16 protein-coding genes are annotated in these 15,587 nt (G+C 39.2%); all 16 read right to left on the reverse strand.

Going from position 1 to position 15,587, the window contains the following annotated elements; translation table 11 throughout:
- Window positions 1–123 precede the first annotated feature (123 nt).
- The 16 genes from rseP to flhA all read right to left on the reverse strand — a co-directional run bounded on the left by rseP (window position 124) and on the right by flhA (window position 15,583).
- Window positions 124–1,398, reverse strand: coding sequence for an RIP metalloprotease RseP (rseP, locus tag FLK20_RS09715; protein WP_152656364.1), 1,275 nt, complete (start codon window positions 1,396–1,398; stop codon window positions 124–126).
- Window positions 1,399–1,685: 287 nt separating this feature from the next.
- Complete coding sequence (locus FLK20_RS09720) at window positions 1,686–2,474, reverse strand: phosphatidate cytidylyltransferase (protein WP_152656365.1); 789 nt, start codon at window positions 2,472–2,474, stop codon at window positions 1,686–1,688.
- 15 nt (window positions 2,475–2,489) lie between these two features.
- A complete protein-coding gene (locus FLK20_RS09725) occupies window positions 2,490–3,251 on the reverse strand; it encodes an undecaprenyl pyrophosphate synthase (protein ID WP_152656366.1) in 762 nt (253 codons plus the stop codon).
- 492 nt (window positions 3,252–3,743) lie between these two features.
- Entirely contained in the window at window positions 3,744–4,301 is a 558-nt protein-coding gene (gene frr, locus FLK20_RS09730) for a ribosome recycling factor (RefSeq protein ID WP_152656367.1), read from the reverse strand.
- A gap of 2 nt (window positions 4,302–4,303) precedes the next feature.
- The gene (pyrH, locus tag FLK20_RS09735) at window positions 4,304–5,026 is read right to left on the reverse strand and encodes a UMP kinase (protein WP_152656368.1); all 723 of its coding nucleotides are present in this window, start codon (window positions 5,024–5,026) and stop codon (window positions 4,304–4,306) included.
- Between the two features lie 83 nt (window positions 5,027–5,109).
- Window positions 5,110–5,994 (reverse strand): translation elongation factor Ts, encoded by an 885-nt coding sequence (tsf, locus tag FLK20_RS09740; protein WP_152656369.1) that lies wholly within the window; start codon window positions 5,992–5,994, stop codon window positions 5,110–5,112.
- 241 nt (window positions 5,995–6,235) lie between these two features.
- Window positions 6,236–6,994 carry a 30S ribosomal protein S2 gene (gene rpsB, locus FLK20_RS09745; RefSeq protein WP_152656370.1) on the reverse strand — a complete coding sequence of 253 codons (759 nt, stop codon included), beginning with the start codon at window positions 6,992–6,994 and terminating at the stop codon, window positions 6,236–6,238.
- Between the two features lie 600 nt (window positions 6,995–7,594).
- Window positions 7,595–8,071, reverse strand: coding sequence for a hypothetical protein (locus FLK20_RS09750; RefSeq protein ID WP_152656371.1), 477 nt, complete (start codon window positions 8,069–8,071; stop codon window positions 7,595–7,597).
- Window positions 8,072–8,099: 28 nt separating this feature from the next.
- Complete coding sequence (locus FLK20_RS09755; RefSeq protein ID WP_152656372.1) at window positions 8,100–8,876, reverse strand: FliA/WhiG family RNA polymerase sigma factor; 777 nt, start codon at window positions 8,874–8,876, stop codon at window positions 8,100–8,102.
- A 24-nt stretch (window positions 8,877–8,900) separates the two neighbouring features.
- Window positions 8,901–9,392, reverse strand: coding sequence for a chemotaxis protein CheD (locus FLK20_RS09760; protein ID WP_152656373.1), 492 nt, complete (start codon window positions 9,390–9,392; stop codon window positions 8,901–8,903).
- A gap of 1 nt (window position 9,393) precedes the next feature.
- Window positions 9,394–10,029 (reverse strand): chemotaxis protein CheC, encoded by a 636-nt coding sequence (locus FLK20_RS09765; protein ID WP_152656374.1) that lies wholly within the window; start codon window positions 10,027–10,029, stop codon window positions 9,394–9,396.
- Window positions 10,029–10,508, reverse strand: coding sequence for a chemotaxis protein CheW (locus FLK20_RS09770; protein WP_152656375.1), 480 nt, complete (start codon window positions 10,506–10,508; stop codon window positions 10,029–10,031). The genes FLK20_RS09765 and FLK20_RS09770 overlap by 1 nt, the downstream gene beginning before the upstream one ends.
- Before the next feature lie 20 nt (window positions 10,509–10,528).
- Window positions 10,529–11,596, reverse strand: coding sequence for a protein-glutamate methylesterase/protein-glutamine glutaminase (locus FLK20_RS09775; protein ID WP_152656376.1), 1,068 nt, complete (start codon window positions 11,594–11,596; stop codon window positions 10,529–10,531).
- A 5-nt stretch (window positions 11,597–11,601) separates the two neighbouring features.
- Entirely contained in the window at window positions 11,602–12,453 is an 852-nt protein-coding gene (locus FLK20_RS09780; RefSeq protein WP_152656377.1) for a MinD/ParA family protein, read from the reverse strand.
- Window positions 12,450–13,553, reverse strand: a complete 1,104-nt coding sequence (flhF, locus tag FLK20_RS09785; RefSeq protein ID WP_152656378.1) for a flagellar biosynthesis GTPase FlhF — start codon at window positions 13,551–13,553, stop codon at window positions 12,450–12,452. The genes FLK20_RS09780 and flhF overlap by 4 nt, the downstream gene beginning before the upstream one ends.
- A complete protein-coding gene (gene flhA / locus FLK20_RS09790) occupies window positions 13,550–15,583 on the reverse strand; it encodes a flagellar biosynthesis protein FlhA (RefSeq protein WP_152656379.1) in 2,034 nt (677 codons plus the stop codon). Before flhA ends, flhF begins: the two co-directional genes overlap by 4 nt.
- Window positions 15,584–15,587 lie beyond the last annotated feature (4 nt).

Below are 15,587 nucleotides of genomic sequence, written 5' to 3' on the forward strand. Positions count from 1 at the left end.
ACCCCTCCAATTGTAGATATATATTTGACTACACAGGAAGAAAATTTCTCCTATAATTTGAAAAAACACGAAACCCTTGTCTATAAACCGACAAGGGCAACCTATTGGATTTACTATTTTATTTTACAGGAATAGACGCTGAATGTCATTCCATGTGACAACAATCATTAACAGCATTAACAAGGCAAACCCGACAAAATGGAATACACCTTCTTTTTCAGGAGCTATCGGCTTTCCTCTGACCGCTTCAATTCCGACAAACATCAGTCTTCCGCCATCTAATGCCGGAAGAGGAACTAAGTTAATAATTCCTAAATTAATGCTCAGCATAGCAGTCCACATTAAAAAGTTTGTAAAACCGGATTGTACCACTTGATCCGTTGCATCATAAATTCCTACTGGCCCAGATAGAACATCAATGGAAAGCTGACCGGTAACTAACATGACCAAATTGGTTATGATAAGCTTCGATGTTTCATATGTTCTTTCAAACCCAAACATCAACGTTCCGAGAACATCCTTTTCAAATGCCCTTTGCACACCAATTTGTCCGATATTAATCGTATCACCTTGTTCATTAACTGCTTCGACCTCACTCGGTACAACCATTAATTCTTGTTCCGTATCTCCTCTGGAAATAACTAAATTCAATTCCTGACCAGGGTTTTCCCTTACAATATCCGTAAACTGCTCCCACGTCGAAATCGACTGTTCACCTATTTGTGTTATGACATCATTTTCCTGCAGGCCTGCTTCTTCCGCAGAGCTTCCTGATTGAATTTCACCCATTTGGGCTCTCTCTACCGGAACACCTTGAATCAACCCCAAAATCAGGAAGATAAAGATTGCCAGTACAAAGTTCATCATCGGTCCGGCAAACAGCTGCATGGCACGTTGTCCAATCGTTTTAGATGCAAATTGTCTATCAAAAGGAGCAATTTGCGTTTCCCGTTCATCAACGACAAACATTGCTTTCGGATTCACGTCAAAATGCAGCTTTGTATCCTCATCATCCAATTCATAGCCCTCAATATACAGCTTATGATCCAGGTCAACATTTTCTACTTCAATCGTCCGGGCATTCGGATGTTTGGATTTATTATTCACAATAATTTTTGATACTTTTTCATTTTCATCAAATTCCAAAGCAATATGATGCCCCGGTTTTAACTCGACAATTTCCGGATCATCTCCGGCAACACGGACATACCCGCCCGCCGGAATTAATCGAATTGTATAAAGTGTCTCATTTTTGGTGAACGACACTATTTTAGGTCCAAAACCAATTGCAAATTCGCGGACAAGCATTCCTGCCCGCTTTGCAAAAATCAGATGTCCCCACTCATGGATAGAAACGAGTACACCAAACATTAATATAAACGCAATAACAGTTGTCATGACAGCACCTTCCTTTTTATAAAGGTAAAAAGGGTTGTTAAGGAGTATTTTACGTTTGATTCTCCACAACCATTTCACATAATCATATTGTTTTGTTACCTGATCGCATAGAACCCTTGATCAGGAATCTATACATGTATGCGTAAAGACAAGAATAAGACAGATTGTCCAGCTAGCTTGTCCCATAATTATAATATGTTATGTATGACGAAAAAGAAAGCTTTTCACCCAGTATATTCGGGCAAGTTTGCTTACTTTACTCATTCTACAATATTCGCTTCCATTTGTTAAAAAAAGTGAATAAAATGCAGTAATGGAAAAACAAAAAGCATGCTGTCAAATCGATCTAAAATACCACCATGCCCAGGCAGTATTTGGCCAGAATCTTTTACATTATAAACGCGCTTAAAGGCAGATTCAACCAAATCACCAATTTGTCCGAAGCTGGAAGCAACGATGGTAACAATGATCAATACCAGCCATGATTGCTCAAACGGCGCTATCAGGTGAAAAACGATTGCAACAACGACTGCAACAAAAATACCTCCTAATGCCCCTTCCACGGTCTTCTTAGGACTGATTGTCGGCCATAGTTTATGTTTTCCAAGCTTGCGCCCAAATAAATAAGCTCCTGTGTCCGTTGCCCAAATGATACAGAATGCAAACAAAATATTTCTTAGTGCATTCTCGCCATCTCTCGTTTGTAATAAATAAAAGAACCCTAAACCAACATAAAACGCTGCAAGAATAACAAAGCCGGCCTGGTCAAACGTGAACTCATTTTTCACAAGTACAGTATATGCCAGTAAAACAAAAATAATAATAGAAATCAATTCATATTTCGTAAACCAAGCTATTTCAGTAAAAGAACCATTAGGTAATAAAATAACCCATGTTAATAAAGCTGCTAAAACATATGGAAAGACATGCTGACCAGGGTGGCGCATACGCATTAATTCAAATAATCCGATTGTGGCCAGCAGATAGACAAAAATGGTAAATGGCAAGCCGCCGATAATAATAACCGGCACAAATACAAGCAGAGCCACTATTGCTGTTATTGTTCGTTGCTTCATTAAATCATCATCACCTTATATACCTCCATATCGTCTTTTTCGTTGCTGATATGCAAGTAATGCTTCATAAAATATATCTTCTGTAAACTCCGGCCATAGCTTATCTGTAAACCAAAATTCTGTATACGCCAGCTGCCAAAGCATAAAATTACTTAAACGGCACTCGCCGCCAGTACGGATTAACAGGTCTGGATCAGAAACACCCTTTGTATATAAATATTTTGAAAAGGTATCTTCATCTAAACTGTCCATATCCATATTTTCTTCTTTTAATTCTGTTGCAATTTGCTTAACAGCTTTTAAAATCTCATGACGACTGCCGTAGTTAAGCGCAAAGTTTAGAATAAGACCCGTATTATTCTTCGTTTTTTCTATGGCATAGCTTACTGCCTCCTGTGTATGGTCCGGCAGTGCTTGAAAATCGCCTATCGTTTGGATACGAACATTATTTTCCATTAAACTTGGTAAATATACATGCAAAAATTCTTTTGGAAGTTTTAAAATATATTCTACTTCTTGTTTTGGACGTTTCCAGTTTTCTGTTGAAAAAGTATAAAGCGTTAAAACCTTCACATTTGCTCTCACGGCGGTTTTAACGATTTTATTCACCGTAGATACACCCTCTTTATGACCAGCAAACCTGGGTAATCCCCGCTTTTGCGCCCATCTGCCGTTTCCATCCATGATAATTGCAACATGATTAGGAATATTTTCTTCAGAAAGTGAATCAGATTCTTCTTTTGATTGTTTTGATAAAAAAGGAATTTTCATAGACATTTTCCGTCCCCCGAATGGTTGTTTGTTCATAACCCTTTTCATCTTAATTAAAGTACGTGCTCAAAAAGTAGCTAAATTAGAAGCAAGAAGATCAAGGCGACGTGGATTTTACGAACGGACTTCCACAGGATGGGGTGATTTCTACGTTGCCCACACGACGTGGGCGTCCTTAGTAGAAGTTCCTCTATGCTTTTAAATACGTGAGTAACGGAAAAACCACGTCAACGCAGAGATTCGTCGCTTATCATTTGGGTACTTTTTGAGCTTCCTCTTAAAAGAACAAGGGATGAAAGGCATGACCATGCCAATAATTAATATGACTGTACTCAGCTTAACATATATTATAAGTGCATGGCTGCCAGTGACATTAATACAAAAACCCCCTTTAATAAGAGGGCTTAATGGCATCTTACTACGTTAGCAGAAAACTGTCACCTTTAAACAAAATATATTTTGCCAGGGTTTGGCTGATAGAGGTAGTACACCCCTCCATCACACTTCCATAATTTCATTTTCTTTTGTTTTTGCTAAGTCTTCAATTTGCTTTATAAAAGCATCTGTTGTTTCTTGAACATCGTCCTGAAATGCTCTTAAATCATCTTCTGTCATATCACCATTTTTCTCCGCTTTTTTAAGCTGGTCATTTGCCTGACGACGAAGATTTCTAACTTGTACACGAGCTTCTTCCGCATATTTGCCAACAACTTTTACCAAGTCTTTTCTTCTTTCCTGCGTAAGTGCAGGAATATTAATACGGATGATATTTCCATCATTTGATGGAGAAAGTCCTAAATCTGCTTTCTGGATTGCCTTATCAATATCACCAATTGCTGATTTATCATAAGGAGTGATTGTTAATAATCTTGCTTCCGGAGCACCTACTTGAGCCAATTGGTTAAGTGGTGTATTCGCACCATAATAATCCACATAAACATTGTCTAAAAGACTAGGATTTGCACGTCCAGCACGAACAGAGGCTAAATTTCTTGAGAAAGCTTGAACAGCCTGATCCATTTTTTCCTTCGTATCTTTTATCACTGATTCTGACATTTTTAGTTCCCCCTTATCGTTGTTCCGATATTTTCTCCTTGCACAACCCGCTTAATGTTACCCTCTTCTGTAATGGAGAAAACGATTAATGGCAAGTCATTATCCATACATAGTGAAGAAGCTGTAGAATCCATTACACCTAATCCTTCATTTAGCATTTCAAGATAGGTAAGTGAATCATATTTCTTTGCCTCTTTGTTAATTTTAGGATCGTCTGTATACACGCCATCAACGTTATTTTTAGCCATTAAAATAACTTCTGCTTCAATCTCTGCCGCACGTAACGCAGCTGTTGTATCTGTTGAAAAATAAGGATTTCCAGTTCCAGCAGCAAAAATAACTACACGCTTTTTCTCCAGATGGCGAATCGCTTTCCGCCGTATGTATGGCTCAGCAACCTGTCTCATTTCAATAGATGTTTGAACTCTGGTTTGTACCCCGATTGTTTCCAGTCCATCCTGCAGGGCAAGTGAATTCATAATTGTGGCGAGCATGCCCATATAGTCAGCTGAAGCTCTATCCATACCCATTTCTGATCCTACTTTACCACGCCAGATATTTCCGCCGCCTACAACTACAGCAACCTCTACACCCATATCGACAATTTCTTTTACTTGTTTTGAAATGGATTGAATGATCTTAGGTGAGATTCCATAACCTTCTTCTCCACTTAATGCTTCCCCACTTAATTTTAACACAACTCTATTATAATGTGCTGTCGTCATAATAACCTCCAGAGAAAATATATTTGCAATAATCACATAGCTACAAAGAAGGGAACAAATTAATGTCCCCTAATTTGCATAGCTTATTTTTTAATTTGGCTCATTACTTCTTCCGCGAAGTTATCTTCACGTTTTTCCATTCCCTCGCCTACTTCATAGCGAACAAAGGCTTTTACAGAAGCGCCTTTATCTCCAACATATTTTTTCACTTTTTGGTCTGGATCTTTGACGAAGCTTTGCTCTAAAAGAACAATTTCTTCAAAATATTTACCAAGACGGCCTTCTACCATCTTTTCAACAATTTTTTCAGGTTTCCCTTCGTTTAATGCTTGTGTTTTAAGCACTTCACGCTCACGGTTTACTTCTTCTTCAGCAACTTCATCACGGGATACATAACGCGGGTTAATAGCGGCTACATGCATAGCAACATCCTTAGCTACTTCTTCCTCCGCAGTTCCTTCCAATAAAGAAAGTACACCGATACGGCCGCCCATATGAAGGTAAGCACCAAAAGCATCATTATCTGTTTTTTCTAAAACAGTGAAACGGCGAAGAGAGATTTTTTCTCCGATTTTAGAAACAGCTGCATTAATTACATTATCAATTGTTTCAGAACCATCTAAAAGATTTTGTTGTAAAGCTTCTTCCACAGACGCAGGGTTATTTTTCACAATGTGTTTTCCAAGATCAGAAAGCAATTGTTTAAATTGATCATTTTTTGTAACAAAGTCTGTTTCACAGTTCACTTCAATAATTGCAGCTTTATTCCCATCAATTTCAATATGTGTTAGTCCTTCAGCTGCAACACGATCTGCTTTTTTAGCAGCTTTCGCCATACCTTTTTCACGAAGAAAGTCAATTGCCTGTTCCATATCTCCGTTTGTTTCTGTAAGTGCTTTTTTACAATCCATCATTCCAGCACCTGTTTTTTCACGTAATTCTTTAACCATTTGAGCAGTAATTGCCATGTTAATTCCTCCTTAAAAACTGAATGTAATCATAGAACTTTAGGTAGCGACCGCTCCGGAAAAACACTGCGCTTTCCCGCAGGAGTCTCCGTATTTTTCCTCCGCTAGTCAGTGTCGTTACCATATTTACTCAACAATATCAATCATCGATTTTAACGTTGATTTTTATTATTGCTTCCTCTTCTTGAAAAAAGGGTGATAAAAGGCTTCTATCCTCTTATCACCCTCACCTTTTAAAAGATTACTCTTGAGAAGCAGCTTCCTCAGCAACTTCTGCTTCTAATTGGTCTTGTTCAGAAACAGGTTCTTCTGTTTCTTCACCTTGTTTTACTTCTAAGATAGCGTCTGCCATTTTTGAAGTAAGAAGCTTCACTGCACGGATTGCATCATCGTTTGCAGGGATAACATAATCAATTTCATCCGGATCACAGTTCGTATCAACGATTCCGATGATTGGAATATTCAACTTATGAGCTTCTGCAATTGCGATACGCTCTTTACGAGGATCGATTACAAATAAAGCATCAGGAAGCTTTTTCATTTCTTTAATTCCGCCTAAGAATTTAACAAGACGATCTTTTTCTTTTAATAAGTTTACTACTTCTTTTTTAGGCAGTACATCAAATGTACCGTCCTCTTCCATTTTTTCAATATCTTTCAAACGGTTAATACGCTTGCGGATTGTTTGGAAGTTTGTTAATGTTCCACCCAACCAGCGTTGGTTCACATAGAACATACCAGAACGAATAGCTTCATCACGTACAGAATCCTGCGCTTGTTTTTTCGTACCAACGAAAAGAACTGTACCGCCGTTTGCTGCGATTTCCTTCACGTAGTTGTATGCTTCATCCACTTTTTTAACTGTTTTTTGTAAGTCGATGATGTAGATGCCGTTACGCTCCGTAAAAATGTATTTTTTCATTTTTGGGTTCCAACGACGAGTTTGGTGTCCAAAGTGTACACCAGCTTCTAGCAATTGTTTCATTGAAATTGCTGCCATAATAAATTCCTCCTAATTGGTTTTATTCCTCCGCATTTATCTTCTTTATAAGAATACTGTCATACCAGCACCAATCTTATAAATCCAAATACGTGTGTTGTTTTTGTCTAACTGCATATAGTCAAACTATTTACACCAGAAGTTAATATACCACAACATCTCTGTGTAGGCAAGTAGTTTCTATGACTTTTTTTCATTGATTGGAAATTATAAAAAATAATTATTTATAGAAAATAGCCCCGTCCAGCACCAAGGAGCTAACACGTGAGCGCCCTACGATAAAGAAGACTTACTGATTGGCAAGTCGACAGACGCAGACAGAAGTCAAGTTGGGACTGCGATTGCTCGTCCCACCGAAGAGCTTTTGCGATTTCTCCCCCATCAAAACCGCCGCACTTATGCCCTGCGGGTGAAAGTCAAGATCAGTTTAAAGTAAAAAGGAAGGCCGACTAAAAGCAGGCTGAAGCCTAACGTCGGCATACCCCTAAAGGGGCATGTTTCCTTGATCTCTTTAAACAAAGGAAGTTCGGTGCTCAGGTCTCTACGTTTTTCGACGCACACGATATGCCAGTACAGGCGTTGCAACATGGTCGTCGCGTTCTACTCCTGCAAGGACGCTTTCCGCTTTTGGTCCTGCATTTTAATAATTATTTCCGCTTCAGTTTTTCCGCAGGCTAGCTTTTTAGCAATCGCATCTATTGTCTCCCCATTTGCATGGAGCTGAAGGATTCTTGCTTCTAAGGATGTTTCTACTTCATCCTGATAAGCAATGGATTGACTCAGATCCTCCACCTCTTCCCCAGCTGTAACAAAGGCTTCTGCAGCTTCTTCTGCCGGATTTAGAAGTGCTTGTTTTCTTTCCATATTCTGTATAGGTTTTTCATAGAGCTGCTTATCTTCCTCTAAGAGTTTTTGCAGCATCCGATTCTCCTTCTGTATTTCTTCCAGCGTCTCTTTCAATACATTTTCTGTTTGCTTATCTCGGGCAGTGCTCTGCTTATCTTTTAATAACAAATAGATAGCTAATATTGAGATACCATGTAATAAAAAACTGATTATCCATAGTAATGTTGACATATTTTTTCCTTTCCATACATGCTTTGCCTTATACTCGGCTGATTTTTTGCAGTGTTGAGCGTAATTTAACAATGCTCCGCTTATGAATTTGTGAAATGCGGGAAGTCGTTAATCCCAGCACTTGTCCAATCTCTGTAAAGGTCAATTCCTCCTGATAAAAAAGACTGATGACAAGCTGTTCTTTTTCATTTAATGACTTGATTCCTTCGATTAATTCGCTCTTCCATTCTTCCTGAATAAGCCGTGCTTCGGGTGTCAGCTCCGGGTTGTCTGACACACTGTACCCAATTCCTTCTTTTAGATCACTCTGATGCCCTTTTGGTTTATCTTCAATAGAAAGCATGCTGCTTAACACCATATCCCGTAATGTTGTTTCTACTTCCCGGACGGGCATTCCTGTTATTTCCGCGATGTCTTCCGGCTGTGCCGCACGTTGATGCTTTTGTTCAAAAGCTTCATTTGCCTGCTCCACCTTTTTCGTCTTCTCTCGAATGGAACGAGGGAGCCAATCTTCTTTTCTTAAGCCATCCATAATAGAGCCTTTAATTCGAAACGAAGCATAGGTATCAAACTTCAAATCACGTTTCAATTCAAATTTATGCAATGCATCATAAAGCCCCAGCAAACCATAGCTGCGTATTTCTTCACGATCAACACTGCTGGGCAATTGACTTACAATTCTTTCCGTGTGAAAGGAAACAAGATACATGTAGTTCTCAATAAGTAAATTTGCTGCTTCATTATCTTGACTGGTCATCCAATTATTCCATAGTACTTGCTCTTGTGAAGGGTCCAATGAATTCAAGATGACACACTCCTTTCAAATCGGTTAAATTGTAAAGACATCCTGATTACGTTTTCTAATAGAAAGCTTTGAAGTAACTGGATCAAATTCAATCGTTCTTCCCAAATTTCCACCTACATCTGCAGAAACTACTTTAATATTCAATTTCCGGAGTGCGTTCTGGACTGCTTCTATATTTTTATCGCCAATCCGCATAAAGCTTGTTCCCTTGCCAGCCTGAAACATTTGCGCTCCCCCGGCCATTTTTGCTTTAATATTTCTTGCACCCTGTTCGTGCAGCATTTCTAACAGTTGAGGAATAGCTGTATCTGCATATTTCATAGGACTTATATTGCCTGCTCGTGCCTGACTGGAATCAGGTAATAAAATATGAGATAACCCCGCTATTCCACTCCTTTCATCATATAAAACCGTGCCAATACAAGAGCCAAGCCCCAAGGTACGAATTGTATTAGGCGAGCTGACTGTTTTTGTATCTGCAATACCGACATTTACAATTGTTTTCATCATCGTCATATTAATTCCATCCCAATTTGGCAAAAAGCTTTTGAAAAGATTCTGGATCAGGAATAAATAAGAAATTACCCCGAATCTGTTCATGACCTTGTTCCTCTTGCCTTATTTCCGTGTCAATAATGATGCAATAGTCTGTTACTTGAGAAATCTCTAATAGACCTACTGTCATAATAGCACCTGCCATATCTATTCCCAGATGAGGGATAGAAGGCTGCAAATTCATTCCTGTAAAATCAGAAAGGGCTGAAAGATACGATCCTGTTAATATATTCCCGATTTCACTTAATGCAGACATAGCAATTTCTAATTCTGCTCCATTTGTTTGTTCAGATAATTGAAAGTCCTTATTATGGGTCAGCTTCTGTACGAAGTACTCGGCCTCTTCAACATCAACAACAATGGCCATAACACCCGTTATCTCACCTTCTACTTGAAACATCAATCCGACAATTGGCTGTTCTGGTCCACCAACTAAATCAATCACTTCATTAAAATCGGCAATCTCCACATTAGGAACCATCATATCTATTTTAGACCCGAGCAGCTGTGATAGGGACGTTGCTGCATTTCCAGCGCCAATATTACCTATCTCTTTTAAAATATCCTTCTGAAAGCTCGTTAATTGAAAAACATCCATTATTGATCATCCGCTTCTTGTGACTTTATTTCTTCTAGATTTAATAATTTATAAATATCTAATAAAACAATCAGCCGATTATCAAGATGAACCATCGAATGAATATATTCTTTTTTGACAGTGCCTATTGTTTCCGGCGGATTTTCCAAAAGGCTGACCGGGATATCTAAAACATCATTTGCACTGTCAATAATTAATCCTACCTGTGTCTCATCAATTCTAGTAATAATAATTTGGTCTTCTTCATTGCTGTGCTCCTGTTCTTCTTCCAGCCGGGTTCTTAAATCAATGACAGGAATAATCTTTCCTCTCAGATTAATAACACCTTTAATGTAGCTTTTCTCATGCGGAACACGGGTGATTGGCAAGGATGTCTCAATTGACTCTACAAAATTCACCGGCAAACCATACTCACTGCCATTCAAATCAAAAATGATTGTTTTTTCCAGTTTTTCTGGAGTTAACTGTTCTTGTTTCATTCAAATCTATCCCTTCCATTTTATTTGACAAGATTGCTCAGTTGGCTAGCCATTTGATTTAAAGGTACTTGGTAATCAGCTAAACCTTCATTAATAACAGACTTTGGCATTCCATAAACAATTGCGGTGTCTTCTGTTTCTGCAAGTGATAATACATGAGCGTTTGCCTTTTTCAGCTCTTTTAAGCCTTGTGTTCCGTCATTCCCCATCCCTGTTAAAACACATGTTACAATCTGATAATTCTTCAGGCTGCATAACGAGCGGAATAACATATTTACCGATGGACGATGTCCGTTATCCAACGGCTGTTGGTTCAGCGAAATAAGTAATGCCATACCGCTGCTTTTCACTTCCATATGGTAGCCGCCCGGTGCAATGTAGACCGTTCCCTTCCGCATCAGCTCCCCATGCTCTGCTTCTTTTACAGCCACCTGACTGATTTGGTTTAACCGTTCTGCCAGTGATGCTGTAAACCCGCTTGGCATATGCTGAACAACCACAACGGGAACTGGGAGATTTTTCGGTAAAGCGGTAATCACTTTCTGCAGCGCTCTCGGTCCCCCGGTAGAGGTTCCGATTGCAATTAGCTTTTTGGATGAGAGAGAAGGCTTTTCAGGCATTGTCAGCGGCTGCCGAATCCGCTCTATTGGCACATGCTCCTCTGCTTTATTTATTTTTTTATGTACTTTAACTGTAGCTGCTGTGTATACTTTGTCACATATTTCTTTTTCTACCTTTTTTATATCTAATGAAATAGCTCCGGATGGTTTTGTTATAAAGTCAACGGCTCCTGTTGAGATAGCCTGAATGGTATAATCAGCACCTTTTCTTGTTTCACTGGAAAGCATAACTACCGGGACCGGACATTCATCCATAATCTGCTTTAGAGCCCCCAGTCCATCAAGTTTTGGCATCTGTACATCCATTGTCACGACATCTGGATGCAGCTTCTTCACTTTATTCACACCGTCTTCGCCATGTACGGCAGTTCCAGCTACATGAAACCTGCCGTCCTCCATTAAGATTTCAGAAATCATTTTTCGCATAAACGCAGAATCATCTACGACAAGTACATTAATTAGAGTCATTATCTTCACCCCTTCATAAAGTGTTTTATCCGTTCTATGAAACTGCCCGGTTTACGTATCAATATCTTTGTTTGATTTACATAGGCCTGCAGGATCAAATCGATCGCTTTGGAGGCCTTGGTTTTTGGATATAACATCGTATACGGTTTCTGATGCATCACAGCCTTCATCACATTAGCATCCTCCGGAATAAAACCTAAGGCTTGTGCTTTTCCATCTAAGAAGCGGTGGATAACGGTATGAAAATTATCAAGTATATTGCTGCCATCTATTTGATTCCTTACACGGTTTAAAATAGTATAGATTGGCATATCTGCCCGATTGGATAAGATGTGCTTGACCATACTGTATGCATCTGTAATGGAAGTTGGTTCAGGTGTTGTCACGACAAAGCATTCATCAGCTGCTAAAATAAAAAATAGTGCTGTCTCTGTCACACCGGCTCCCATATCAAGCAAAATATAATCATATTCTCTTAACAGCTTCTCTAACCCCTGATAAAAAATAGCTTCTTTATGCTCGTCCATTTCTAAAAAGCTATGAAGTCCGGAACCGCCGGGAATATAATCAATGCCATAAGGACTTTTTACAATAGCGTCACGAATAGAGATACGATTATTTAATACATCGGCAATAGAAAACTCTGTCTGCATACCAAGAAGTAAATCAATATTTCCCATCCCAACATCTAAATCAAATACTAAAATTTTATGATTTTCCTGTGCAAGTTTAATAGAAAAGTTAACCGTAAAGTTTGATTTTCCAACACCGCCCTTACCACTGCACACTGCAATTGTTTTTGCCGTCCTTTCAGAGGAAAGCTGGTTTCGGAGCTTTTCAGCCTGGTCATAACTCATTGGCCATCACCTGTAATACAATGCATCAGCTGTTTTACTGTCGGGTTAAGCATATCTTCAGGAACGCCCTGACCGTTTGTCATATAGCCGATCCGAATGTCAGGGTAATGGAATACAGCATTTAAAATATTTCCATATTGCTCCGTTTCATCCAGCTTTGTCAAAATAAGACCGTGTATACCAATTGCATCAAATTTCCCGTAAATATCCAGAAAATCTTTTGGCTTTGCCGTCATCGATAACACGAGGTAGTTTGTTACATCATTTGGGTTAATCCAGTCAGCTAAATCCTTTAAATAAGCTTCATCCCGATAATTTCTGCCAGCTGTATCTACTAAAATCACATCATAATCCTGTAACTGTTCCATATACTGATGATATTCCCGTTTGTTATATGCCACCTTTACAGGAATATGAAGGATTTTTGCATATGTTTTCAATTGTTCAACAGCCGCTATCCGGTATGTGTCCAACGTAATAAATGCAATTCTTTTATTTTCTGTCAGTTGCATTCGCGCTGCAATTTTGGCAATCGTTGTCGTCTTTCCCACACCAGTGGGACCGACAAACTGAATGATTTTGTGATAATACGTAAAATCTAATCGCAATCCTTCCAGACGCTGTTCTATGTTCTTATAAACCGCTTGCTTCAATGCATCTATCTTGTCAGCCTCGCCGGAAGCCTGCTTGTTTGCTTCCTGCACGATAGTTAAAGCAATATCCGGCAGAACCTCCTGCCGGATTAAGCGGTCATACATCAGCTGCTCATTCGGCGTCAATTGAAGCTGCATCTGTCTGCTTTGTGCTTCTAACAATTTATAAATCTGCTCCATTTCCTTGGAAACCGGGGCATCAGCTTGCTGAATAACCGCTTCTTTACGGGCAGGGGCTTCTTTTGGGATAGGTGCTTTTTTAGCAGGCTTGACCGGTTCTGGATCATAGCCGGCCACAACCTCAATATAGTTCTTTTTAAAAAGCCCTAATATACCGCCTGATTTCGTTTGTCTGGATTGTAAAATTACTGCATCTGTGCCAAAATCTTTCCTTACTTGCTTCATCACTTCCGGCATCGACGGAGCTTTATATTTTTTTATTTTCATGCGATATTCACCACCCCAACACTTTGTACCTCGACAGTCGGTTCTAATTCATTATAAGACAATACAACGACCTGAGGTAAGAACCTGTCTAACAATTGCTTCAAATACATCCGTACCGCAGGAGAACAGATAATAATGGTTGTTTCTTCCTGCAAGGATACCTTTTCAGCTTCTTTATGAATGGCCTGGATAATTGCTTGCTGCTGATCTGGATCTAACGCTAAATAATTACCGTGTTCTGTCTGCTGAATATGATCAGCAATTGCTTTTTCAATTTTCCCGGAAATCGTAATTACTTTTAATGAGTTATCATCTTTGACATAGCTTTTCGTAATTTGTGATGCTAATCCCTGTCTGACATACTCTCCTAAAACATCCGTATCATTTGTCATTCTGGCAAAATCAGCTAATGTTTCAAAAATCACCGGCAGATTGCGAATAGAAACACCTTCTCTCAAAAGCTTCGCTAATACTTTTTGAACATCTCCAACGGATAACGGCTCTGGTGTTACTTCTTCCACTAAAATTGGATTCGTTTCTTTTAAATGATCAATAAGCTGTTTCGTTTCTTCTCTTCCCAAGAGTTCAAATGCATGTTTTTTAATCACCTCTGTCAGGTGGGTTGAAACAACAGAAGGAGGGTCAACTACCGTATAGCCGGATAACTCTGCTTCGTCTTTTACATTCTCACTGATCCATTTTGCAGGCAGACCAAATGCAGGCTCTTTTGTTTCAATACCCTCCATATCATCCTCTAGAAAATCAGGAGCCATTGCTAAATAATGATCAAGCATCAATTCACCGCCAGCAACCTTATCTCCTTTTATCTTCAACTGATATTCATTTGGCTGCAGTTGAATATTATCCCGGATTCGTACAACAGGTATCACCAGCCCTAATTCAATCGCCAGCTGTCTCCGTATCATAATGACTCTGTCTAGCAGATCACCTCCCTGGGAGGTATCAGCTAAAGGAATTAACCCATAACCAAATTCAAATTCGATAGGGTCCATATTTAAGAGGCTGACCACATTTTCCTGCTGCTTGAGTGCGGTCGATTCGGTTTCTTCTTCCACTTCCTCCGTAATCTCTTCCGGCTCCATGCTCCGCTTTTCCATCCAATAACCGCTAAAGGCTAAAAAGACTGCCAGAAAAGAGGTTAAGAAAAAGTTTATTGGTGTCAGGCCAAGCAGGAAAATGGTTCCTGCTGCAATATATAAAAGTTTTGGGAATTGAAAAAGCTGATTAGTTACATCTGAACTCAAATTACTTCCTCTGACAGACCTTGTAACAACAATTCCCGTAGCAGTAGAAATAAGCAATGCAGGAATTTGACTGACGAGACCATCCCCTACAGTCAGGCGGGTAAACAATTCAACAGACTCCGACAGAGATAAGCCCATTTGTGCAATACCAATAATCATCCCAAAAAGAATATTAATTAGAACAATAACTATTTGGGCGATGGCATCTCCTTTTACAAATTTACTTGCTCCGTCCATGGAACCGTGAAAGTCCGCTTCATTTTCAATTTTTTCCCGGCGCTCTTTTGCCTGTGTTTCCGTAATCAATCCAGCATTTAAATCCGCATCGACACTCATCTGCTTTCCAGGCATCCCATCGAGGGAGAATCTGGCAGCAACTTCTGATACACGCTCTGCACCTTTTGTTATAACAATAAAATTAATAATAACTAAAATAATAAATACAACAAATCCGACTAAAGGATTGTTTCCAATTACAAAGGAGCCAAACGTTTCTACAACTCCTCCTGCATCACCTTCAGAGAGAATGGCCCGGGTTGTGGATACACTTAAAGCTAACCGAAATAATGTCAAAAGCAAAATCAACGTTGGAAACACCGAAAATTGTAACGGCTCCGTTGTATTCATAGCTACTAAAATAACAACTAATGAAAGTATTATATTAATTAATATAAGAAAACTTAAAAGTCCTCCAGGCAAAGGGATAACCAGCATAATAATGACCAGTATAACGCCTATGAGAACAGCAATATCCCGGAACTTCATTTCC

The organism is Oceanobacillus sp. CFH 90083, from assembly GCF_009389585.1.
Classification (GTDB): domain Bacteria; phylum Bacillota; class Bacilli; order Bacillales; family Amphibacillaceae; genus Oceanobacillus.